Source organism: Microbacterium sp. STRO-2N (assembly GCF_057747775.1).
Window position 1 is genome coordinate 1,222,043 of sequence record NZ_CM173223.1, and the last position, 22,319, is coordinate 1,244,361.

23 protein-coding genes and 1 tRNA gene are annotated in these 22,319 nt (G+C 72.1%); 9 read left to right on the forward strand and 15 right to left on the reverse strand.

What is annotated here, in order from left to right:
• The first annotated feature begins 1 nt into the window (after position 1).
• On the forward strand, positions 2-412 hold the full coding sequence (gene arr / locus AC3ANN_RS05575) for an NAD(+)--rifampin ADP-ribosyltransferase (RefSeq protein WP_488340000.1): 411 nt from the start codon (positions 2-4) through the stop codon (positions 410-412).
• 44 nt (positions 413-456) lie between these two features.
• Positions 457-867, forward strand: a complete 411-nt coding sequence (locus AC3ANN_RS05580) for a VOC family protein (RefSeq protein ID WP_488340001.1) — start codon at positions 457-459, stop codon at positions 865-867.
• A gap of 82 nt (positions 868-949) precedes the next feature.
• Here AC3ANN_RS05580 and AC3ANN_RS05585 read toward each other — a convergent pair whose 3' ends face one another.
• A complete protein-coding gene (locus tag AC3ANN_RS05585; protein WP_127820181.1) occupies positions 950-1,231 on the reverse strand; it encodes a Fe-S cluster assembly protein HesB in 282 nt (93 codons plus the stop codon).
• Positions 1,232-1,539: 308 nt separating this feature from the next.
• On the opposite strand from AC3ANN_RS05585, the gene AC3ANN_RS05590 reads away from it, so the two are divergent.
• Both AC3ANN_RS05590 and pntB read left to right on the forward strand, forming a co-directional pair.
• On the forward strand, positions 1,540-3,090 hold the full coding sequence (locus AC3ANN_RS05590; RefSeq protein WP_488340002.1) for a Re/Si-specific NAD(P)(+) transhydrogenase subunit alpha: 1,551 nt from the start codon (positions 1,540-1,542) through the stop codon (positions 3,088-3,090).
• Positions 3,087-4,523, forward strand: coding sequence for a Re/Si-specific NAD(P)(+) transhydrogenase subunit beta (pntB, locus tag AC3ANN_RS05595; protein WP_488340003.1), 1,437 nt, complete (start codon positions 3,087-3,089; stop codon positions 4,521-4,523). The genes AC3ANN_RS05590 and pntB overlap by 4 nt, the downstream gene beginning before the upstream one ends.
• 20 nt (positions 4,524-4,543) lie before the next feature.
• On the opposite strand, the gene AC3ANN_RS05600 is transcribed toward pntB, so the two are convergent.
• The 3 genes from AC3ANN_RS05600 to AC3ANN_RS05610 all read right to left on the reverse strand — a co-directional run bounded on the left by AC3ANN_RS05600 (position 4,544) and on the right by AC3ANN_RS05610 (position 6,555).
• On the reverse strand, positions 4,544-4,900 hold the full coding sequence (locus AC3ANN_RS05600) for a histone-like nucleoid-structuring protein Lsr2 (RefSeq protein ID WP_488340004.1): 357 nt from the start codon (positions 4,898-4,900) through the stop codon (positions 4,544-4,546).
• Between the two features lie 95 nt (positions 4,901-4,995).
• Positions 4,996-5,868 (reverse strand): LuxR C-terminal-related transcriptional regulator, encoded by an 873-nt coding sequence (locus AC3ANN_RS05605; RefSeq protein WP_488340005.1) that lies wholly within the window; start codon positions 5,866-5,868, stop codon positions 4,996-4,998.
• Between the two features lie 144 nt (positions 5,869-6,012).
• Positions 6,013-6,555: a methylated-DNA--[protein]-cysteine S-methyltransferase gene (locus AC3ANN_RS05610; protein ID WP_488340006.1), complete on the reverse strand. Its 543-nt coding sequence runs from the start codon at positions 6,553-6,555 to the stop codon at positions 6,013-6,015.
• A 195-nt stretch (positions 6,556-6,750) separates the two neighbouring features.
• Between AC3ANN_RS05610 and AC3ANN_RS05615 the strand changes: the two genes are divergently transcribed.
• The gene (locus AC3ANN_RS05615; protein ID WP_488340007.1) at positions 6,751-10,488 is read left to right on the forward strand and encodes an AAA family ATPase; all 3,738 of its coding nucleotides are present in this window, start codon (positions 6,751-6,753) and stop codon (positions 10,486-10,488) included.
• A 248-nt stretch (positions 10,489-10,736) separates the two neighbouring features.
• Here the strand turns inward: AC3ANN_RS05615 and mscL are convergent, their stop codons facing one another.
• The 3 genes from mscL to AC3ANN_RS05630 are packed head-to-tail and all read right to left on the reverse strand — an operon-like array spanning position 10,737 to position 12,078.
• On the reverse strand, positions 10,737-11,147 hold the full coding sequence (gene mscL / locus AC3ANN_RS05620; protein ID WP_488340008.1) for a large conductance mechanosensitive channel protein MscL: 411 nt from the start codon (positions 11,145-11,147) through the stop codon (positions 10,737-10,739).
• Positions 11,148-11,181: 34 nt separating this feature from the next.
• Positions 11,182-11,466, reverse strand: coding sequence for an FmdB family zinc ribbon protein (locus AC3ANN_RS05625; RefSeq protein ID WP_488340009.1), 285 nt, complete (start codon positions 11,464-11,466; stop codon positions 11,182-11,184).
• Positions 11,467-11,481: 15 nt separating this feature from the next.
• Positions 11,482-12,078, reverse strand: coding sequence for a 5-formyltetrahydrofolate cyclo-ligase (locus AC3ANN_RS05630; protein WP_488340010.1), 597 nt, complete (start codon positions 12,076-12,078; stop codon positions 11,482-11,484).
• Between the two features lie 78 nt (positions 12,079-12,156).
• On the opposite strand from AC3ANN_RS05630, the gene galU reads away from it, so the two are divergent.
• The 4 genes from galU (at position 12,157) to AC3ANN_RS05650 (ending at position 14,866) form a co-directional block, all read left to right on the forward strand.
• On the forward strand, positions 12,157-13,044 hold the full coding sequence (galU, locus tag AC3ANN_RS05635) for a UTP--glucose-1-phosphate uridylyltransferase GalU (protein ID WP_488340011.1): 888 nt from the start codon (positions 12,157-12,159) through the stop codon (positions 13,042-13,044).
• A gap of 23 nt (positions 13,045-13,067) precedes the next feature.
• Positions 13,068-13,697, forward strand: a complete 630-nt coding sequence (locus AC3ANN_RS05640; RefSeq protein WP_488340012.1) for a GNAT family N-acetyltransferase — start codon at positions 13,068-13,070, stop codon at positions 13,695-13,697.
• Positions 13,698-13,753: 56 nt separating this feature from the next.
• Positions 13,754-14,725: a large exoprotein gene (locus AC3ANN_RS05645; protein ID WP_488340013.1), complete on the forward strand. Its 972-nt coding sequence runs from the start codon at positions 13,754-13,756 to the stop codon at positions 14,723-14,725.
• Between the two features lie 68 nt (positions 14,726-14,793).
• Positions 14,794-14,866 (forward strand) — tRNA-Ala (locus AC3ANN_RS05650).
• A 29-nt stretch (positions 14,867-14,895) separates the two neighbouring features.
• On the opposite strand, the gene AC3ANN_RS05655 is transcribed toward AC3ANN_RS05650, so the two are convergent.
• The 8 genes from AC3ANN_RS05655 to hemE form a co-directional block, all read right to left on the reverse strand.
• On the reverse strand, positions 14,896-15,282 hold the full coding sequence (locus AC3ANN_RS05655; protein WP_488340014.1) for an MmcQ/YjbR family DNA-binding protein: 387 nt from the start codon (positions 15,280-15,282) through the stop codon (positions 14,896-14,898).
• Between the two features lie 11 nt (positions 15,283-15,293).
• The gene (locus tag AC3ANN_RS05660) at positions 15,294-15,974 is read right to left on the reverse strand and encodes a DUF6624 domain-containing protein (RefSeq protein WP_488340015.1); all 681 of its coding nucleotides are present in this window, start codon (positions 15,972-15,974) and stop codon (positions 15,294-15,296) included.
• Between the two features lie 39 nt (positions 15,975-16,013).
• Complete coding sequence (gene hemL / locus AC3ANN_RS05665; RefSeq protein WP_488340016.1) at positions 16,014-17,333, reverse strand: glutamate-1-semialdehyde 2,1-aminomutase; 1,320 nt, start codon at positions 17,331-17,333, stop codon at positions 16,014-16,016.
• Positions 17,330-18,256, reverse strand: coding sequence for a porphobilinogen synthase (hemB, locus tag AC3ANN_RS05670; RefSeq protein ID WP_488340782.1), 927 nt, complete (start codon positions 18,254-18,256; stop codon positions 17,330-17,332). The genes hemL and hemB overlap by 4 nt, the downstream gene beginning before the upstream one ends.
• A 65-nt stretch (positions 18,257-18,321) precedes the next feature.
• Entirely contained in the window at positions 18,322-19,239 is a 918-nt protein-coding gene (gene hemC, locus AC3ANN_RS05675) for a hydroxymethylbilane synthase (protein WP_488340017.1), read from the reverse strand.
• The gene (gene hemQ, locus AC3ANN_RS05680) at positions 19,236-19,946 is read right to left on the reverse strand and encodes a hydrogen peroxide-dependent heme synthase (RefSeq protein ID WP_488340018.1); all 711 of its coding nucleotides are present in this window, start codon (positions 19,944-19,946) and stop codon (positions 19,236-19,238) included. The genes hemC and hemQ overlap by 4 nt, the downstream gene beginning before the upstream one ends.
• A 62-nt stretch (positions 19,947-20,008) precedes the next feature.
• Positions 20,009-21,229, reverse strand: coding sequence for a protoporphyrinogen/coproporphyrinogen oxidase (locus tag AC3ANN_RS05685; RefSeq protein ID WP_488340019.1), 1,221 nt, complete (start codon positions 21,227-21,229; stop codon positions 20,009-20,011).
• Positions 21,222-22,280, reverse strand: a complete 1,059-nt coding sequence (gene hemE, locus AC3ANN_RS05690; RefSeq protein WP_488340020.1) for a uroporphyrinogen decarboxylase — start codon at positions 22,278-22,280, stop codon at positions 21,222-21,224. The genes AC3ANN_RS05685 and hemE overlap by 8 nt, the downstream gene beginning before the upstream one ends.
• Positions 22,281-22,319 lie beyond the last annotated feature (39 nt).

A 22,319-nucleotide genomic window follows, 5' to 3' on the forward strand; every position in this document is an offset into this window, starting at 1 on the left:
CGTGAGTGAGCCGCTGGACTCGGGCCCCTTCTTCCACGGGACGAAAGCCGACCTGCAGGTCGGCGACCTGCTCCGCGCGGGGTTCCGGTCGAACTACCGCCCCGAGGTGGTCATGAACCACATCTACTTCACCGCCCTCGTCGACGGCGCTGGGCTCGCGGCGGAGCTCGCACCCGGCGAACACGCCCCACGCGTGTATCTCGTCGAACCGACCGGACCCTACGAGGACGACCCGAACGTGACCGACAAGAAGTTCCCGGGCAATCCGACGCGGTCCTATCGCAGCACCGAGCCGCTGCGGATCGTCGGCGAAGTCGCGGACTGGCCGCGGCTGAGCGCGGAGGCGCTGCAGACCTGGCGCGATCGGCTCGCCGCACTCCGCGCCGACGAGCGCGGCGAGATCATCAACTGACACCGTCCGCGACGATGTCGTCGGTGTCCGGAAGACTGTCCCGCATGCCTGTCTTCGATCACCTCGGCATCACCGTCGACGACCTCGCCCGCGGCATCCGTCAATTCGATCCGGTGATGCGAGCGCTGGGATTCACACGTTACGACGCGGACGGCTCCGTCTCGTGGCACACCGACGATGAGACCGAGCTGATCCTCTTCCCGGCGCGAGAGGACGGCTCGGGTCCGCACGTGCACGGGCGGGTGGGGTGGCAGCACCTCGCGTTCGCCGTCGACTCCCGCGCCCAGGTCGACCGGTTGCACGACGTCGCGCTCGAGGCCGGCTGGACGGCAGTCCGCGACCCGAAGCTGTACCCGCGATTCAACGAGCGGTATTACGCCTCGTTCGTCGAGAACGCCGACGGCATCCGCATCGAGTTCATGTTCAATCCGCCCCGCGAGCCCGTCGGCGAGTAGGCCGCACGGACGAGCAGCCCCGCGCCGAAGCACGAGGCTGCTCGAGAGTGCCGGGGTTCGCGCCCGGGGTTCGCGACGTGCGTCAGCCCTGGGCCGCGAGCGCGAAGCGGACCGAGCCGTCCTGCGAGAGCTCGGCATCGAGGACGCGGTCCTCGAGCGCGACCGCCGCCCCTTCGTCGAGGAACACGCGAGCGCCGTCGGTCACGACGATCGTGTCGTGGGGAGCGGGGTCGGGCGCGACGCTCAGCTCGAAGCCGGTCTCTCCGCCGGTGTCGCGGATGCGCACTCCTCCGTCCTCGGCCTGCGGGACGCGGGCGACGATCTGCTTGACGGCCTCGGCGGCGGTCTGGGTCAGCGTGAGCATGCTGCTTCCTTTCCTTGGCTGTTCCGGACCGGCCACGATTCCGAGAACGACGGCCAGACGCAAGGCCAGCCGGTCATTCGGAGAGGATTCTCACGTTGCGCTTCGAGGATCTCAGCCTCGACGGCGACGGATGCCGTGCCCGCCCGTCCTGCGGATCGGGAAACTTCTGCGGTTCTTCTGCCGTGTCCGAGCGCAATACGGGGTCGTGCGGTAAGCACGTCTGAGAGGGTGGAGGCGTCGTCGCGAGCACCGAGGGAGGCGCTCGCGGTTCGTCGCTGCAGAGATCGACAGAAGATCCAGAGGACCGCATGACACGCATTGGCATCGTCGCCGAAGGCCCCGGAGAGAACCGGGTCGCCGCGACTCCGACCACCGTTCCCAAGCTCGTCGCGCTCGGCTATGACGTCGTCGTCGAATCCGGTGCGGGGCAGGCGTCGTCCTTCCCGGATGACGCGTACGCGGCCGCCGGCGCGACCGTCGTGGCCTCCGCGGAGGCGTGGGCTTCGCCGGTCATCCTCAAGGTGAACGCCCCGACCCGGGCCGAGATCGACCGGCTCGCCGACGGCGCGACGGTCATCGCGATGCTGAGCCCCGCGCTCCGCCCCGACCTTGTTCAAGCCCTCGCCACGCGTGGCATCACGGCGATCGCCCTCGACGCGGTGCCCCGCATCTCGCGGGCGCAGTCGATGGACGTGCTCAGCTCGATGGCGAACATCGCCGGGTACCGCGCGGTGGTGGAGGCGGCGCACGAGTTCGGGCGGTTCTTCACGGGCCAGGTGACGGCGGCGGGCAAAGTGCCGCCGGCGAAGGTGCTGGTCGCCGGCGCCGGTGTCGCGGGTCTCGCCGCGATCGGCGCGGCCTCGAGCCTCGGCGCGATCGTGCGCGCCACCGACCCCCGCCCGGAGGTGGCGGACCAGGTCGCGTCGATCGGCGGCCAGTATCTCGAGGTCGTCGTGCCCGACGAGGCGAAAGAGGTCTCGGCCGACGGGTACGCGAAGGCGACGAGCGAGGCGTACGACCGGCGCGCGGCCGAGATCTACTCGGAGCAGGCGGCCGACGTCGACATCATCATCACGACGGCGCTCATCCCGGGGCGCCAGGCCCCGCGACTCATCACGGCTGCGGACGTCGCGAGCATGAAGCCGGGCAGCGTCATCGTCGACATGGCCGCGGCACAGGGCGGGAACGTCGAAGGCTCGGTCGCGGGGGAGCGGGTCGTGACCGCGGGCGGCGTCGTGATCCTCGGGTACACCGACCTGCCCGGGCGCCTGCCGCAGCAGGCGTCGCAGCTGTTCGCCACGAACCTCGTCAACCTGCTGAAGCTCCTCACTCCCGCCAAGGACGGCACCGTCGCGCTCGACTTCGACGACGTCGTGCAGCGCACGGTCACCGTCGTCCGAGACGGCGAGGTGATGTGGCCGCCGCCGCCCGTGCAGGTCTCGGCGGCGCCCACGGCCGCGGCGAAGTCGCTCGCCGCGCCCGCTGCCGCCCCGAAGAAGCCGACGTCGTCCGCCGCCCGCGTGGGACTGATCGTGGCCGGCATCGCGACGCTGTTCGCGATCTGCGCGTTCGCTCCGCCACCCCTTCCACAGCACTTCCTCGTGCTGACTCTCGCGATCGTCGTCGGCTTCTACGTGATCGGGCACGTCGCCCACGCGCTGCACACGCCGCTCATGAGCGTCACGAACGCGATCTCGGGCATCATCGTCGTCGGGGCGATGGTGCAGATCACGGTGCCCGATCTGACGGTCCAGATCCTGGCCGCGATCGCCGTGCTCGTGGCGAGCATCAACATCTTCGGCGGCTTCGCCGTGACGCGCCGCATGCTCGCGATGTTCCAGAAGGGTGAGACCCGATGATCGCCGTCGCCGGGGCGGTCGCGGGGGCCGCCTACATCGTCGCCGCGCTGCTGTTCATCCTCAGCCTCGCGGGACTGAGCAAGCACGAGACCAGCCGTCGCGGCGTGACGTTCGGCATCGTCGGCATGGCGATCGCGCTCGTCGCGACGATCTGGCTCACCGCGGCGGCCGCGTGGGGCGAGCCGTCGGCCGTCGTCGGGCTCAGCCTTCTCGTCATCGCGGTGGTCGTAGGCGGCGCGATCGGGCTGTGGCGCGCGCGCATCGTCGAGATGACGGGGATGCCGGAGCTCATCGCCCTGCTGCACTCCTTCGTGGGCCTGGCCGCGGTGCTGGTCGGCTGGAACGGCGCTCTCTACGACACCGGGCTGGAGGGCGTCCTCGCCGACATCCATCACGCCGAGGTCTTCATCGGCGTGTTCATCGGCGGTGTCACCTTCACCGGATCGATCGTGGCGTTCCTGAAACTCTCTGCGCGGATGTCGTCGAGGCCGCTCATGCTGCCGGGCAAGAACGTGCTCAACGTCGGCGCGCTCGTGGCGTTCGTCGCGCTCACCGTCTGGTACGTCATCACACCCGAGCTGTGGCTGCTGGTGCTGGTGACCGCGCTCGCCCTCGCGCTCGGCTGGCACCTCGTCGCCTCGATCGGCGGCGGCGACATGCCCGTGGTCGTCTCGATGCTCAACAGCTACTCCGGCTGGGCCGCCGCGGCGGCCGGCTTCCTGCTCAACAACGACCTGCTCATCGTCACGGGGGCGCTGGTCGGCTCGTCCGGTGCGTACCTGAGCTACATCATGTGCAAGGCGATGAACCGGTCGTTCCTGTCGGTCATCGCCGGAGGCTTCGGAATCGAGGCGCCGCGCGGCGACGACGAGGAGCATGGCGAGCACCGCGAGATCGACGCCGAGAGCGCCGCCGACATGCTCACCGGCGCGAGCTCCGTCGTGATCACACCGGGATACGGCATGGCCGTCGCCCAGGCGCAGCACGGAGTCGCCGACCTCGTCACGAAGCTGCGGGAACGCGGAGTCGACGTGCGGTTCGGCATCCATCCCGTCGCCGGCCGCCTGCCCGGGCACATGAACGTCCTGCTGGCCGAGGCCAAGGTGCCGTACGACATCGTGCTCGAGATGGACGAGGTCAACGACGACCTCTCGCAGGTCGACGTCGTGCTCGTCATCGGCGCGAACGACACCGTCAATCCGGCGGCGGCCGAAGACCCGGGAAGCCCCATCGCGGGAATGCCGGTGCTGCGCGTGTGGGAGGCGCGGAATGTCATCGTGTTCAAGCGCTCGATGGCGTCCGGATATGCGGGCGTGCAGAATCCGCTGTTCTATCGCGAGAACACCCAGATGCTGTTCGGCGACGCGAAAGAGAAAGTCGACGAGATCCTCATGTATCTCGCCACCGACGTGAAAACCCCGAACCGCGCGTAAATGCTACGGGGCGGCGTATGTCAGTGCGCCGCCTCGTACGCTTCGAGGACGGATGCCGGGACCCGGCCCCGCTCCGACACCTTGTAGCCGTTCTGCTTCGCCCATTCGCGCACGCTGCTGTAGTCCTGCTGACCTGTGCGGCGGCGCCTGCGGCCCCCGTTGGACGACACTCCCGTGCTCACGCGGGACGACGACACCGGGCGCGCGGCCTTGGTGTACCGCTCCAGCGCCCCGCGGAGCGCGGCGGCATTCTCGGCGGTGAGGTCGATCTCATAGGCGACGCCATCGATCGAGAAGAGGACGGTCTCGCCTTCTCCGACTTCCAAAAGGGTCCCGTCGATGTCGTCGACGAGCTGATGCACGATTCTGCGAGCCATGAAAGGCACAATACGCGCAATCACCGAGCGCGACTATTGTGCAGTCGATTCATCACGGGATGTGCGCGGGAATATCGAATGCAAGAGAAGTCGAATTAGGGCAGCAGCCCGGCCCGTCGTGCTGTGACGACCGCCGCATGCCTCGTCGACGCGTCCAGCTTCGCCATCGCCGACTGGAGGTAGGACTTGACGGTGCCCTCGCGCAGTTCCAGCGTCGCGGCGATCTCGGCGTTCGTCGCCCCGAGGGCCGCGCACGCGAGCACGTCCACCTCGCGCGGCGAGAGCTTGACGTCGAGCTCGAGCGCCGGCTCGCGGGCGTCGTGCGAGATCGCGGCGAGGCGTCGTTCCAGGCGACCGAGGCGGGCCCGCAGCTGCGGATCGTCGACCACCGCCGCGATGCTCCGCAGCTCGGCGTGCGTCTGCCGCAGTTCCTCGAGTGCGGACGCCGGCATGCCCGACCCGACCCCGCTCGGCGGAGCGAACGAGAGCCTGCGCTGCACCTCTTCGCGCACCTGGAGCTCGCGCGCGAGCTCGTCAGCCACGGCGAACGCCGACCGTGCCACGACATCGCCGACCGGCACACCGGCCCAGGACCCGCAGTAGATGACGCCGCGCGCGCGGTCGCCGACGATCACCGGCACGGCGAAGAGGGTGGCGATGCCCTCGCCGAGCACCGCGCGGTCGTAGTCGTGCGTGATGCCGCGCGCGGAGCGGTAGTCCAACGCCAGGCGGGGGCGCTTCTCAACGAACGCGCGGCCACCGAGGCCCCGGGGCGCCTTCACCACGAGGCCCTCGAGACTGCGAGTGCGTGCGCCGTGGATGGAGGTGACGTGGATGGCGTCGTCGCGAGAGAGTCCTCCGAACGCCACGGGGAACCTCGTCCGCCGCACGAGGTCGGCGACGGCGCGATCGAGCACGTGGGCATCGGCATCCGCGATCGCGTTCGACACTGACAGCTGCGCGCCCACGAGTACCTGCTTCCGGGGGTGACGGCATCCTCGCCGGTTTTCGTAGCGTCGACACTACCACCGGGCCGCAGTGCGGCTCCGGGCCGCCGGCTGGTGCGCGCGGCCCGGGCGGAGCATCCGTCCGGGCCGCGCGGCGCGGACGGCCTACACGTCCTGCGCCTGCTCGAGGTCGATGAGGTACTGCTTCACCTCGGGCCGCCCGCCGTACTCGCCCAGCGAGCCGTCCGCGCGCACGACGCGGTGCACGGGCACCACGATCGAGAAGGGGGTCGTCGCGCAGGCCGTGCCGACCGCGCGCGCGGCGCGCGGGCTGCCGGCCGCGATCGCGACCTCGCCGTACCCCGCCGTCTCGCCGTACGGGATCTCGCGCACAGCCTCGAGCGCCGCCCGGGTGAACCCGCGGACGAGACGCCAGTCCAGCGGCAGATCGAACTCACGGCGCTCGCCGTCGAAGTACTCCTCGAGCTGCGAGACCGCCGCGTCGGTCACCGCCGCGCTGGCGGGGTCTGCGGCAGGATCGTCGGGCAGCGGCAGCGCCCGCAGCTGCAGCGCGGCGCGTTCGAGCTCGGGGTGCAGCGGTCCGTCGAAGGGGTGGAGCGACACGATGCCGTCGGCCGTCGTGACGATCAGGATGTCGCCGATCGGCGACGCGTGGACGCGGTAGCGGGGCGGAGCCTGCGAGGTCATGGCACCATCCTGGCTCGTGGCCGGGAGCCATGGCCCCGGGCGCGACACGACTGTGGGAAGTGCGTGTCATGGACCGCCTGGGGAGGAGCCGACGCGCGAGGGCTCCGCCAATACCGCGAAACTCAGGTCCATTGCAAGTGGCCTGGGCGTGTCGCGCTTAGGGTGGCTCGTGTGTGGCGAGGAGAACGGAGCGCCGTGGTCGGCGCAGAGGACGCCGTGCCCGGGTACGACGTGACCCCCGGCGACCTCGGGCTCGCCGAACCGGATGTCACCGTCGTCCATATCGCGGAGGCGGAGCGCGAACGACTGCGCGCGCAGTCCGCCGCCCTCGGCGGCCGCTCCACGCTGCTGCACTTCACCGATGCGGCGGACTCCGCCATCGAGATCACCAAGGCCCACCCCGGGAGCCTTCCGCAGTTCATCACGGGCCGCTCCACGCTCCTGTCGAACCTCTTCCGCGACGAGGTCGCCCTGCGCAACGCGCGCCTGGCCGCCGAACGCATCACGGCGAAGAGCCTCGAGCTGCGCACGACCCGCGGGCTCGACACCGTCCGGCTCGCCGTCGGCCTCGCGAACTGGCGCATCGGCGGACTCTCGTGCACGGCCCCCGTGCTGCTGCGGCCGCTGGCCATCCGACGGCACCAGGGGGACTTCGAGCTCAAGCTGCACGGCACGTTCTCGGTCAACCCCGAGCTCGTGCGCGCCATGCGCACGCACTTCGGCATCTCGATCGATGCCGGGGGACTGGCGGCGCTCGCCTACGACGGCGGCGTGTTCAAGCCGCAGCCGGTGATCGATCACCTCCGGGCGCTGACCGCATTCATCGACAGCTACGCCGTGAAGCCCCGCCTGCTCGTATCGAGCTTCGCCGACGTGGGCGGCCCGATGGCGGCCGACGCCGCCGACCTCGACCATCCCGTGCTCAACGCGCTCGCCGGGCACCCGGCCGACCGCGAGACGATCACGGTCCGGCGGGAGGCCCCCCAGCTCACGAGCCCCGACGAGCGTCCGCCGGCCGCCGACATGCTGCTGCTGGATGCCGACTCCGAGCAGGAGCGCGTGCTGGCCCGCATCGCCGCCGGGCAGTCCCTCGTCGTCCACACGCTTCCCGGCACCGGCGGCACGCAGACGGTCATCAACGCCATCGGCACGCTCGTGCGCGAGGGCAAGCGCGTGCTCGTGGTCAGCGCCCGTCGCTCCACGCTCGACGGAGTCCGCCACCGCCTGGCCGGCGTCGGACTGCCGGGCCTCGCGGTCTCTCCCGACCGGCTGCAGCGCGACCTGATCCGCGCCATCGGCCGCAACGAGAAGGCCGAAGCGCCGAAGGTCGCCGACATCGACGACGCGCTCGTCCGGCTGCGCGGAGTGCTGCGGGACTACCGCGCCGCGGTGACGTCACGGCATCCGTCGCTCGGAGTGTCGGTGCTCGACATCCTGCGCGCGCTCGCGGAGCTCGCCGAACGCACGCCGGCGCCGGCGACCGCCGCCCGTTTCGACGCCGTCGCCCTCGAGGCCCTCGCGACGACCCGCGCCGAGGCCGCCGCGAAGCTCGCGACGGCGGCGCGATTGGGCGAGTTCCGCTTCGGCCCCGACGACTCGCCGTGGTACGGCGTCACCTTCGCGACGGTGGAGGAGGCCCGTGCGGCCCACGCCCTGGCAGGCAAGCTCCATCGCAGCGACGTGCCGGGCCTGCTCGAGCGCGGCTACGAGCTCATCGGGCAGACGCGCATGCGTCCGTTCCAGACGATCGCCGAACTCGGCTCGTACCTGCGGCTGCTGCAGGGCATCCGCGACTCGCTCGACCGCTTCAGCCTCACGGTCTTCGAGCGCCCGCTCGGCGAACTGATCCAGGCGCACGCGCCGCGTCGCGACGCCCCCGACATGAGCGGCGCGAACCGCCGCCGGCTGCGGCGCCTCTCCCGGGAGTACCTGCGCCCCGGTGTGCACGTGCCCGACATGTACGAGGCGCTCGTGCGCATCCAGCAGCAGCGCACCGAGTGGCAGCGGTACGTCGACGCGGGTGTCACCCCGGAGCTGCCGCTCGGCCTCGCCGACGTCCAGGTGTCGTGGCAGCGGGTCGACGCCGAGCTCGCCGAGCTCGACGCCGTGCTCGGACGCACCGGAGCCGACCGGCTCTCGACTCTCCCTGTCACGCACCTCGTGCGCACCATCGCGGGCCTGGCAGCCGACTCCGACGTCTTCGACAACCTCAAGGAGCGCGCCACACTGCGCACCGAGCTCGCCGCGCTCGGGCTCGAGCCGCTGCTGCTGGAGCTCTCGGTGCGGCACGTTCCCGAGGACCAGGTCGCCGGCGAGCTGGAGTTCGCGTGGTGGCAGTCGGCTCTCGAGCTCCTGCTGCGCACCGACCGTGCCGTCCTGGGAGCCAACACCGCGGTCGTCGACCGGCTGGAGCGAGACTTCCGGCTCGTCGATGAGGCCCATGCCGCGGCATCCGGCCCGCTCCTCGCGGCCCACCTCGCGACCCAGTGGCGCATCGGGATCGTCGACCACGCTTCCGAGGCGTCGGGCCTCAAGGCGGCGCTCAAGCGCGGTGCGGTCACGCCCGCCGAGCTCTTCACCGTCGCCCCGTCGCTCTCGCGCACACTCGCGCCGGTATGGCTGGCGTCGCCCTATGAGGTGCCCCGGATCCCCGATCGTGCGGCGTTCGACGTGGTGGTGATGGCGGATGCCGGAGCCCTGTGCCTCGCCGAAGCCGCGCCCGCGCTGCGCCGGGCACGGCAGATCGTCGCATTCGGCGACCCGGTCACGCAGAAGCCGACCCCGTTCCGCGTCGCCGCGGGCAGCGGCACGGGTGCTGCCGTCCCGGGGAGCACGGCCGAGGTCGAGCTGGACTTCGAAGACGACGTGCCCTTCGACTCGACGAGCGTGTTCGAGCGGCTGGCCGAGCTGCTCCCCGTCGAGACGCTGACGCGCAGCTATCGAGCCGGCGGCGAGGATCTCGCGGCCCTCGTCAACGACGCGTTCTACGGCGGCGAGCTCGTCTCGCTGCCGTGGGCCGGTTCGTACCTCGGCCGCGGCAGCCTCGCGGTGGACTACGTCGAAGGCGGCCACGGCACTCCTGACCCCGTGACGGGGGCTGTCGAGAGCCCCGATGCCGAGGTCGCGCGCGTGGTGACGCTCGTGGTGGAGCACGCGGTCAACCGCGGCACCGAGTCCCTCATGGTCGTCACGGCGAGCGCGAGGCACGCCGAGCGCATCCGCGCCGCCGTCGAGGCGGCGTTCGCGGGGCGCTCCGACGTGGCCGATTTCGTCTCACGCGAGACCGCGGAGCCCTTCGCCGTGCTCACTCTCGAGGAGTCCGTCGCCGAGAGCCGCGATCGCGTGATCTTCTCGCTCGGCTTCGGCCTGACCAAGCACGGCCGCGTGCTGAGCGACTTCGGCGACCTGTCGACGCCCGACGGTGAACGTCTGCTCACGGTCGGGATGACGCGCGCCCGTCGCTCGATGGTGATCGTGTCGTCGATCCGACCGTCGGCGTTCGACGACGGACGCCTCGAGTACGGTGCCGCCACGCTCATGTCGATACTCGGCGGGCTCGCCGCCCGCGGGCGCGAGGCGCGGCTCGAAGACCTCGCCGATCCGCTGACCCTCGCGCTCGCCCGCGAGCTGCGGCGCGTGGGCCTGTCGGTGGACGTTCACTACCGCGGCCTGCTGCCGCTCGTCGCCCAGTACGACGGCAAGGCCGTGGTCGTCGAGAGCGACCCCGAGACGATCGGAGAGTCCCTGCGCGAGTCGCTGCGACTCCGCCCGCAGATCCTGCGGCGCCTCGGCTGGCACTACGTGCGCGTCCACTCGTTCGACCTGTACCGCGACCCCGCCGACGTCGCTCGGCGCATCGCCGACATGCTCGGCGTCCCGCCCGACGCTCCGCGCGTCGACCGCGAGACGCAGCCGATCGATGTCGTCGAGTGACCGTCAGCGCATCGAGCGGGTGCCGGGCTCACGCCGCGCGAAGCTGACGCCCGCTCCCGGCACGACCGCCGAGCCGACTCCCGCAGACGAAGAGGTCCCGGTCCCCACGCCCCCTCCACGCGGCGCTGGCGCGCCGCGCGGAGCCTCCGGGCGCGTGGGCCCAGCCTCGGCCGAGGCATCCGGGACCTCATCGGGACCGAACGACGAACGCCTGAAGCGCGACGTCCCGCCGCACTACTGACGTGAGGTCAGGACTTCTGCTTCTCGAGCAGGTCGCGGATCTGCACGAGGAGCTCCTGCTCGGTCGGCAGGGGCTCGGCATCAGCCGTGCCGGCGCCGGCCTTGGCGGCCTGGCGCTCCTTCCAGTGGTTCATCGGCACGACGAACACGAAGTACACGATGACGGCGACCGCGAGGAAATTGATGATCGCGCCGACGATCGCCCCGATGGCGAAGGTCGACGTGCCGCCCGACAGAGTCGGCACCTCCCACACCCAGCTGCTCAGGTCGCCCAGCTGGAAGATGACCCCGATCAGCGGGTTGATGAATCCCTCGACGAGTGCGTTCACGATCGCGGTGAAGGCGGCGCCGATGACGACTGCGACCGCGAGGTCGATGACGTTGCCTCGGAGGATGAACTCCTTGAATCCCTTGATCACGTGGTGTTCCTTCGCTGGCTCGGGCGCGTGACGGTCACGTCGCCGACGGTGCGGGCGAGGACTTCGCCTCGGTCTTCGATGATGTCGAAGCGGGCGAGGAGTCTCCAGCCGCCTTGCCGCCGGTACCGGAATCCGACGCGCCGGCACGCGAGTCGGTGCGGTAGAAGCCGGAGCCGTTGAACGTCACGCCGATCGAGCCGTACTCCTTGCGGAGCGCGCCCCCGCATTCGGGACACTCGGTGAGGGCGGGTTCGGCGAAGGACTGCACGGCGTCGAAGCGGTGGCCGCACTGCTTGCAGGCGTAGGCGTAGGTGGGCATGTCTCTCTCGGTGGTTCAGCGCCGAGTGGGCGCGAGGGTGATGGTGCGGGTGGGGGTCACGACCCCGGTCACGCGCTGGTCGTGGATGTCGCTGGGGACCTCGTCGACGAACTCGGAGTCGTAGACGACCGCGTAGACCGGCGGGCAGCGCTCCATCGACCCGAGCGTCTTGTCGAAGAAGCCACGGCCCCATCCGAGTCGCATGCCGGTGCGATCGACCGCGGCCGCCGGGATCACGAGCAGGTCGACGTCGTTCACCGCGATGGGCCCCAGCAGCTCGCCCACCGGCTCGGGGAGTCCGAACAGGCCCTCGGCGATGTCTCCCTCGGGCGTGGCGACCGCCCAGTCGAGCAGTCCGTCGGTCCGCGTGACGGGCAGCAGCACGCGGATGCCGCGGCCCACGGCATCCGTCACGAACGAGCGAGTGCCGGGCTCGGCGGGAGTCGACAGGAAGCACGAGATCGAACGGGCGTCGTGCTCGGCCACGAGCGCGTCGAGCTGCGCGTGGATGCCCGCCGCGGCCGCCTCTCGGGCCTGGTCCGACAGCAGCTGGCGGCGCTCGCGGAGCTCGGCGCGGAGCGCGCGCTTCTGGTCGGCGATGGCGTCGGACATGCCGTCGATTCTACGTCGCAGCGTTCCGAGGCCCGCCGCGCCTCGGGCGCGGAGCGGCATCGCCCCTACAATCGGGGAATGCCCCATTCTTCGATCAAGGCCGTCATCCCGGCCGCAGGTCTCGGCACCCGCTTCCTCCCGGCAACGAAGGCGATGCCGAAAGAGATGCTCCCCGTCGTCGACAAGCCGGCCATCCAGTACGTCGTCGAGGAGGCCGCGCAGGCCGGCATCGAAGACATCCTCGTGATCATCGGGCGCAACAAGAACGCGATCTCGAACCACTTCGACTCGGTGCCCGAGCTCGAGGAGAAGCTGAAGGACAAGGGCGACGACGATCGCCTGCGGCGAGTCGTCGCCTCGAGCGATCTCGCCGACATCCACTTCGTGCGGCAGGGCGAGCCCAAGGGACTCGGGCACGCGGTGCTGCGCGCCCGCGCGCACGTGGGTGACGCCTCCTTCGCCGTCATGCTCGGCGACGACCTCATCGACGAGCGCGACGAGCTGCTGACCACGATGATCGCCGAGCACGAGCGCACGGGTGCCGCCGTGGTGGCGCTCATGGAGGTCGACCCCGACCACATCCACATGTACGGCGTCGCGTCGGTGGAGGAGACGCCGGACGACGGCATCGTCACCGTCACGGGACTCGTCGAGAAGCCGAGCAAGGAGGACGCCCCCTCGAACCTCGCGATCATCGGGCGCTATGTGCTGTCGCCGAACGTGTTCGAGATCCTCGAGCGCACCGAGCCCGGGAAGGGTGGCGAGATCCAGCTCACCGACGCGCTGCAGGAGCTCGCTGCCGACCCCGACGGCCCCGGCGTGCGGGGCGTCATCTTCCGTGGCCGTCGCTATGACACCGGCGATAGGGTGGACTACATCAAGGCCATCGTGCAGCTCGCGACCGATCGCGATGATCTCGGTCCCGATCTGCGTCCCTGGTTCAAGGAGTTCGCGGCGAAACTCTGACGCCGCCCGTTCGAGGGGGTCATGTGGATCTGACGGCTCCCCGACGCCACGGGCCGGTGTCGATCAGGCTGGTGAAGCAGCGCGACGCCCGCGTGCTGCAGAACGAGCTGCTGTCCAACCGCGGCTGGCTGCGGCCGTGGGAGGCGACGAGCCCCGACGGCCCGGTGTCGTTCGACATGCGCATGGGCGTGAGGCGCCTGCTGCAGCAGTACCGCGACGGAGCCGGCGTGCCCTTCGTGATGGAGTACGAGGGTGAGATCGCCGGTCAGCTGAACGTGTGGGGCATCGCTCGCGGCTCGCTCGCCTCGGCGACGATCGGCTACTGGGTGAGCGAGCGGTTCGCGGGTCGCGGCATCACGCCGACCTCGGTGGCGCTCGCGACCGACGTGTGCTTCTCGGAGCTTCGGCTTCACCGCATGGAGATCTGCATCCGTCCCGAGAACCGCGCGAGCCTTCGTGTGGTCGAGAAGCTCGGGTTCCGTTATGAGGGGCTGCGGCGGCGGTTCATCCACATCGACGGCGACTGGCGCGACCACTATGCGTTCGCGCTGGTGCGCGAGGACGTGCCCGACGGCGTCCTGCAGCGGTGGATCTCGGGCCGCGCACCGCAGGATGCGGCGTCCGTGCCCCCATCCGACCGTCTGCACGCGTAGCGCAACACGCGAAGGGATGCCGGGGGTAGGGGCATCCGTCCCATACCGTGGTCTGCATGGGTGGGCAGGTGCTGGGCGGGGGAGTGATCGTCCTCGTCGCCGTGCTCCTGTGGCTGGTGTATCTGCTGCCGTCGTGGCACAGCCGGCGTCAGTTCGACGCGGCCGAACGCAACGCAGTGCGCCTGAACCAGGCGCTTCGCGTGCTCGCCGAGACGAGCGAGACGCCCGAGGAGGTGCGGCTCGAGCTCACCGCCCGCACGGCGGCGGCCCAGCAGCGCCTCGCCAAGCGCGCGCTCGCCGAACGCGAGCAGGCGGCGCTCGAGCGGGCCCGCGTCGACGCGGAGCGGGCGCGCACCGAACGCATCGCCGCCGAGGCCTCGGCCCGCGTCGACCTCGAGCGCGCTCGCGCCGAACGTGCGGCGGCCGAAGCAGCCGCCCGCGCAGAGGTCGCGGCGGCTCGCCTCGCCCCCGCTGTGCGCCAGGCTCGCGCGCGCCGGCGCCTGAGGTTCGTCGCGACGCTCGCCGGCATCGCCGGCATCGGCCTGCTCGGCTGGGGTGTGTACCAGACCCTCACGGTGGGCGCCCAGCTGCTGATGTGGATCGGCGCGCCGCTGGTGGCGGCATCCGCCCTCGTGCTGCACCGGATGTCTCGCGTGGCCACGCGCGCGGCCGTGAGGGCGACGGATGCCGCGCCCCGGCGCGTCGCGAGCGTGCAGGACGTCGAGCTCGAGCGCGAAGAGCGTGAGTGGGCTCCGCGCGAGCTGCCACGGCCCCTCACGGCGTCCGCGGGATCCCGCGCGGCAGCGGTGCTCGACGCCGAAGCCGCGCGTGCAGCGCTCCGGCAGGCGGCTCTGGCAGAGGCGATGCGCGAGCGGGCCGAGGCCCAGCGCCCGCCGTCTATCGACACCGCCCGCGTCGCCCGCGCGGCCGCGCCCGAGAGTGAGTTCTCGCGCATGGGATACGTCGACGACGCCGAGATCGAGGCCCACGTGCGAGGCCTGCTCGAGCGTCGCGCAGCAGGCCAGTAGCAGCCGCCCGCGAGGCGGTCCCGATTCGGAGGGGGCGCCGGGGCCGTGATATTGTTTCTGAGGTTCACGGGCCTGTGGCGCAGTTGGTAGCGCGCTTCGTTCGCAATGAAGAGGTCAGGGGTTCGAATCCCCTCAGGTCCACCGGATGCCCTGGGTCGCGGCGACGCGACTCAGGGCTTTTCTGCGGCCGGCGACGGTTCACCGGGGCCGCCCGGGTGCGCGAGATCGTACGCCCGCGCGACCTTCTGCGGCACCACCATGCGCCAGGCGTCGACGACGAGTTCTCGTGCCTCGGCGGGCTCCAGCGCGGCGAGCTCGGCGTGCACCCAGTGGAAGCGCATGTCGGACGCCGCCGGCAGCTGGAACTTGTGCGGCGAGCCGCCGACGAGGGCTGCGCGCTCCTCCTTGGGGAACGCGAACCCCATCACGCTCTCGTCGCGGGAGAAGGCGACGTAAACCAGCTGTCCGACGCGGAACTTCAGGCGGCCGTGCACGTACACCTCGTACGACCGCTCGAGCTCCGAGCCCAGCGGGCGGACGTCGTCGAGGTGCGCCATGGCGTGCCCGGTCAGTACTGCTCTTCCTCGGAGCAGATCGCCTCGAGCTCGGCGTAGTAGTCGGCGAGGGGCGGCAGGCCGACCTCCGCGCGGCGCGCGTCGACCGTGGCTTCGTCGCGGATCGGCGTGGCAGGGGTCGGACCGTCCTCGCCGCAGCCGACCTGCGTGCCGTACTCCTGGGGCTCGCCGGCGCCGACCGCGATGCGGTCGGCGAGGTAGGCGAGGTTGCCGGGCGATGCGTCGTCGGCCTCGACGGCGGCGCGGAGGTGTCGCAGGGCGAGCCGCTGGAACTCGGGGTCGTGGTCGGAGTGCTGCGCGATCGCCCACGCGGCGTCCTCGGCCTCCTCGCCGACGAGCGAGGAGGACGGCCAGCCGTGCTCGGCGATGATCTCGGCGAGCCGCTCGGTGCGCTCCTCGTCGGTCCCGCCGCCGCTGCCATCGCCTCCCGAAAGGCGGTCGGCTTGATCGGCGGCCAGCATCTCGATGAGCTCGTCGCGCAGGGCTTCGTCGATGCTCTCCGCGCGGACGTGCACGATCGCCTCAGGGGAGGCGCTCGCCTCGGAGCTCGGCTGCGCGCTCGCCGTGCGGGTAGCCGTGGGGCCGGCCTGCGGCATCCCGCACGCTGTCACGGCCGTCGCGATCGACACGACGACGCCCACCGCGACGACGCGCCGAAGCATCCGTGCTCCCATGGCTGAGTAGCGTACGCTCCGGGGCTCGCGAGCGGGGAGTCAGGCGGGACGGACCTCCGCGGCGGCCCGCGCGGCGGCAGGGAGTGCATCGACGATCCGGGCGACGGCGGCGTCGTCGTGGGCGGCCGAGACGAACCACGCCTCGAACACCGACGGCGGCAGCGAGACGCCCTGCTCCAGCATGGCCCGGAAGAACGGCGGGTAGCGGAACGCGTCCTGCGCCCTGACCGTGTCGTAGTCGACCGGCGCCTCGGCGGCGAACTGGATCGAGAACAGGTTGCCCGAGCGCTGCACCACGTGCGTCACCCCGGCCTCGGCGAGAGCGGATGCCACGGCGTCCGCGATCGTCGTCGCGGCGGCGTCGATGCGGGCGTAGGCGTCGGCGTCGAGGTGGTCGAGGGTCGTGCGACCGGCCGCGACCGCGAGCGGATTGCCGCTCAGCGTGCCCGCCTGGTACACCGGGCCGAGCGGCGCGAGCAGCTCCATGAGCGCGGCAGGCCCGCCGATCGCGGCGAGGGGGAGCCCGCCGCCGACGACCTTGCCGAAGGTGATCAGATCGGGGGAGAAGGGCACCGGGTCGATCCCGTACCAGCCGGCGGCGCCGACCCGGAACCCGGTGAGCACCTCGTCGAGGATGAGGAGCGCGCCGTTCGCGTGCGCGATGTCGGCGAGCGTCGCGTTGAACCCGTGCGCGGGCGGCACGATGCCCATGTTGGCCGGGGCCGCCTCGACGATGATCGCGGCGATCTGGTCGCCGCGCGCGGCGAAGACCTCGCGCACCGCGTCGACGTCGTTGTAGGGGATCACGAGCGTCTGCGCGGCGATCGCGGCGGGAACGCCCGCCGAGCCGGGCATCGCGAGCGTCGCCACACCCGAACCTGCCTCGGCCAGCAGTCCGTCGGAGTGGCCGTGGTAGTGCCCGGCGAACTTCACGACGAGGTCACGGCCCGTCGCACCGCGCGCGAGGCGGATCGCGGTCATCGTCGCCTCGGTGCCCGTCGACACCAGCCGCACGCGCTCCACCGGGTCCGCGACGCCGTCCCGCGTGACGCGCGCGGCGATGAGCTCCGCCAGCTCGGTCTCGCCCGGCGTGCTCGCACCGAAGCCCAGGCCGTGGGCCGCGGCATCCTGCACCGCCTTCACGACCGCGGGGTGGGCGTGCCCGAGGATCGCGGGACCCCACGACCCGACGAGGTCGACGTACTCGCGCCCCTCCACGTCGGTGACGTACGGTCCCGCCGCCGACACGAAGAAGCGCGGCGTCTCGTGCACCGAGCCGAACGCGCGCACCGGCGAGTTGACGCCGCCGGGCATCGCGCCCTGCGCGCGGGCGAACTCCTGGGCGTTGGTGGGGGTCATCGGATCCACTCCGCGAGTTCGAGGGCCCAGTACGTGAGCACGGCGTCGGCGCCGGCGCGACGGATGCCGATCACCGACTCCTCGACGGCCCTCCGCCGGTCGATCCAGCCGTGCGCGGCGGCGGCCTCGATCATGGCGTACTCGCCCGACACCTGATACGCCCACACCGGCACGGGGCTCGCGGCCGCGGCGTCGGACAGCACGTCGAGGTAGCTCATGGCGGGCTTGACCATCACGATGTCGGCGCCCTCGGCGAGGTCGAGCTCGACCTCGCGCGCGCCCTCGCGACGGTTCGCGGGGTCCTGCTGGTACGTGCGGCGATCGCCCTGCAGCGACGACTGCACCGCCTCGCGGAACGGGCCGTAGAAAGCCGACGCGTACTTGGCGGCGTATCCGAGAATCGGCGTGTTCCCATACCCGGCGCCGTCGAGCGCGTCACGCACCGCGGCGACCTGGCCGTCCATCATGCCGCTGAGTCCGAGGAGCTGCGATCCGGCCTGGGCCTGCGCCACGGCCATGTCGCGGTAGCGATCGAGCGACGCGTCGTTGTCGACGTAGCCGTTCGCGTCCAGCACGCCGCAATGGCCGTGGTCGGTGAACTCGTCGAGGCACAGGTCGGTCTGCACGACGAGCGCGTCGCCCGCTTCGGCGGCGGCGATTCGGGTGGCGACGTTCAGGATGCCGTCGGGATCCGTCGCGCCGGTGCCCGTGGCATCCTTGTGCTCCGGCACGCCGAACAGCATGACGCCGCCGATGCCGGCGGCCGCGGCATCCGCGATCGCACCCTTGAGCGACTCCGTCGAGTGCTGCACGACACCCGGCATCGACGAGATCGGCACCGGCTCGCTCGCGCCTTCGCGCACGAACATCGGCAGGATCAGCTCGGCCGGGTGCAGCCGCGTCTCGGCGACGAGGCGCCGCATCGCGGGCGACTGGCGCAGACGGCGGGGTCGGAGCGAGCCGGACCCTGGGGCTGAGACTTCCATCGTCACGGGCGGGCCTCCGTCAGGCCGGCGGCGCCGGCGTCCAGCAGTTCACGGGCGACGGATGCCGCGACCTCGCGCGACGGATCGCCCTCGTCGTCGGGCCACGAGGTGGCGTGCGACGACGTCAGCGCGGTGGTGCCGTCGAGGCTGTAGACGCTCGCCGAGAGCAGCAGCAGCCCGGCGTCGACGACGGCGCGCGCGCCGACGGGCGCCGAGCACCCGGCCTCGAGGAGTGCGAGCACCTCACGCTCGGCCTCGACCGCGGCGCGCGTCTCGGCGTGGTCGAGGGCACGCACGAGGTCTTCCTCGCCGCGGCGCACCTCGACCGCGAGAGCGCCTTGACCGGGGGCCGTCGGCCACGCGTCGGCGTCGAGGAACTCGGTCACGACGTCGGTGCGGCCGATGCGCGTGAGTCCTGCGGCGGCGAGGATGACGGCGTCCAGGTCTCCGCCGGCGACGCGGCCGAGGCGCGTGTCGACGTTGCCGCGGATGTCGACGACCTCGAGGTCGGGGCGGCGGGCGCGCAGCTGGGCCATGCGCCGCGGCGACCCGGTGCCCACGCGCGCGCCCGCAGGGAGTGTGGCGAGCGTGAGGCCGTCGCGGGCGCACAGGGCATCGCGGGGGTCCTCGCGCGGCGGCATCGCAGCGACGACGAGCTTGTCATGCGGCGCCGTGGGAAGGTCCTTGAGCGAGTGGACGACGACGTCGCAGCGGCCGTCCAGCAGCGCGTCGCGCAACGCGCCGGTGAAGAGGCCGGTGCCGCCCGCGCGCGACAGCGGCTCGTGGGACCGGTCGCCGTCGGTGGTGATCGTGACGAGCTCGGTCGAGATGCCGGTCGCGGCGGTGAGGTCGTCGGCGACCATGCCGGTCTGGGTGAGAGCCAGCGTGCTGCCGCGCGTGCCGATGCGCAGCGTGGTCACGCGAGCACCTCGGCGATCTCGTCGACGTTGATGCGCCGGCCGGTGAAGAACGGCACCTCCTCGCGCACGTGTCGGCGGGCCTCGGTCTGGCGCAGGTCGCGCATCAGGTCGACCAGGTCGACCAGCTCGGGCGCCTCGAGCGCCAGGATCCACTCGTAGTCGCCGAGGGCGAACGACGCGACGGTGTTGCTCAGCACGGAGCGATGCCGGGCGCCCTTGCGGCCGTGGTCGGCGAGCATCTGCCGCCGCTCGTCGTCGGGGAGGATGTACCAGTCGTACGACCGCACGAACGGGTACACGGTGAGCCACGCCTCGGGCTCCGTGCCCCGCATGAAGGCGGGCAGGTGGTTCGCGGTGAACTCCGCGTCGCGGTGGACGCCCATCGCGTTCCACACCGGCAGCAGCGAGTGCAGCGGCGCCGCTCGCCGCAGCGTGCGCAGCCCGGCCTGCAGCGCCTCGGGGGGCGTGCCCCGACCGTTCGTGCCGTGGAGCCACACCATCAGGTCGGCATCGGCACGCAGCGCCGACACGTCGTAGAAGCCGCGGACGGTGACGCCGGTCTGCTCGAGCTGGGAAACGACCTCCGGGAGGTGCCCGACGGGTGCGAGCCCGGGGCCGGTCGAGGTCCACTCAGGGTCTCGCTGGAACACCGCCCACAGGGTGTAGCCGAGGGTTTCGGGGGAGGAGGTCGCCGAGGCATCCGTCATGCTTCCATCCTCCCACGCGCCCATCCCGGCCGCCCCGCGGAGGGCGGTCTGGCGCCCGACGCTCAACGACCGGGAGTCGAACCGGCCAGGAGCGCCTCGGCGGTGCGTTCGGCGTGCGCGACGATGCCCGCGAGGCCCGAGCCCGCGACGGTCTCGCCGACGACCGTCGCGCCGGCCGGAACTGCGGATGCCGGAGCCGGCCGCACCCACGTCACGTGGGCCGTGTCGACGACGACAGGGAGCGCGACGCCGAGCAGCGCCTCGGCGTCGGCGCGGGCGGCGCCGAACGGGTCGGACGGGAGCACGTCGTACGACAGGCGCAGCACATGGCGTCCGGCGGCGGCCGCGCGCAGCCACGCCCACTTCGCAGTCGCGTGCGTCAAGGCGCGCGCACGGACCGGCGCTCCCTGTGCCACGAGCAGTCCGGTGCCGCGAGGCGCGGCATCGAGCTCGTCCTGCTCCACCACGAGGGTGACGAGGTCGATGCGCCGGCCCCGAGCGGCGGGGACGGTCACCCCGGGTGCTGCCACGACGACCGTCCCCGCGAGCCCGTCGAGGTCGTCGATGCGCGTGCCGAGCTGCACGTCGACCCCGTGCCGTTCGAGATCGGCGGCGAGCGCGGGGACGAGGCGATGCACGCCGCCGCGGATCCCCGCAACGGCCGAGCCCGGGGGAGCGGCCGCGCGCAGCCGCGCGACGGCCCCGCTCAGCGACCCCGCCTCGCGGACGGCGTCGGCGAGCCCCGGGTGCGCGCGCTCGACGGGCAGGTCGTCGGGATGCTGCGAATGGACGCCGTGCACGACGGGCGCGACCAGCCGATCGAGCACGCCCGCCCCGAGTCGCTCGCGCACGAGCGCGCCGAGCGAGACCGGGATGCCGCCCACGGGCGCCGCGTCGAGAGCGACGGCGCGCTCGGCGGCGCCGCGTCCGACGACGCGGACCACATCGGACGCGAGCGGGTCGGCCGGGATGCCGAGGAGCGCGGTCGCGGGCAGCGGCACGGCCTCGCCCTCGGCGGGCAGCAGCCAGGCCGGGCCGGGCGAGGGCTCGACGATGTCGCCCGCCATGCCCAGCTCGGCCAGCAGGCGCGCAACCGCCCCGCCGCGCACGGCGAAGCTCTCGGCCGCGGCATCCAGCCGGATTCCCGCGACGTCGTGACCGGCCACGGTCCCGCCGAGGCGACCGGATGCCTCGAACACCGCGACCGCGGCACCCGAGGCCGCGAGCCGCCGTGCGACGACGAGACCCGCCACGCCGCCGCCGACGACCGAGAAGTCAGGCATGCGAGTGGACGTACTCCACGATGCGCGTGAGCACGCTCGGGTCGGTGTCGGGCGGAACGCCGTGACCGAGGTTCACCACGTGAGCCCGTGCAGCGCGCCCGCGCTCCAGCACATCGGCGATGTGCGCCTCGAGCACGGGCCACGGGGCCTGCAGCAGCGCCGGGTCGATGTTGCCCTGGAGCGTGACGTCGGGCCCGACGCGACGGACGGCCTCGTCGAGCGGGAGCCGCCAGTCGACGCCGATCGCGTCGACGCCGATGCCGCGCATCGCCGCGAGCAGCTCGCCCGTGCCGACGCCGAAGTGCACGAGCGGCACCCCGAGCCCGCGCACGGGCTGGAGCGCGCGGGCCGAGAACGGCGCGACCCGCCCGGTGTAATCGGCGAGGCTCAGCGAGCCCGCCCACGAGTCGAAGAGCTGCCCGGCAGACGCGCCCGCCTCGATCTGGGCGGTCAGGAACGCGCCGGTGATCTCGGCGCACCACGTGAGGAGCGCCTCCCACGTGGCCGGGTCGGAGTGCATGAGCGCGCGCGTCTTCAGCTGCTCCTTCGACGGGCCGCCCTCGACGAGGTACGAGGCCAGCGTGTACGGCGCGCCGGCGAAGCCGATGAGGGGCGTCGTGCCGAGCTGGGCGACCGTCAGCGCGACGGCCTCGCGGATGGGGGCGAGGGCCCCGGGGTCGAGCGGGGGAAGAGCCGCGACATCCGCCGCCGTCCTCACCGGGTGCTCGAGCACCGGACCGCGCCCCGCGACGATGCGTACGTCGACGCCCGCGAGCTTCACCGGGATGACGATGTCGCTGAAGAAGATGCCCGCGTCGACGCCGTGACGGCGCACCGGCTGCAGCGTGATCTCGCTCGCGAGCCCGGGGTTCAGGCACGCGTCGAGCATGTCGGTGCCCACGCGCAGCTCGCGGTACTCGGGCAGCGACCTGCCGGCCTGGCGCATGAACCACACGGGACTGGTCTCGGGGCGCTCGCCGCGATACGCCCGAATCAGTGACGGCGGCGTGTAGCCCTCGGCGAGGGTGGGATGTGTGGGGTGGAGCGGCACGCACTCAACCTTAAGCGCCGATCCGGGGGTCCGCCCCCG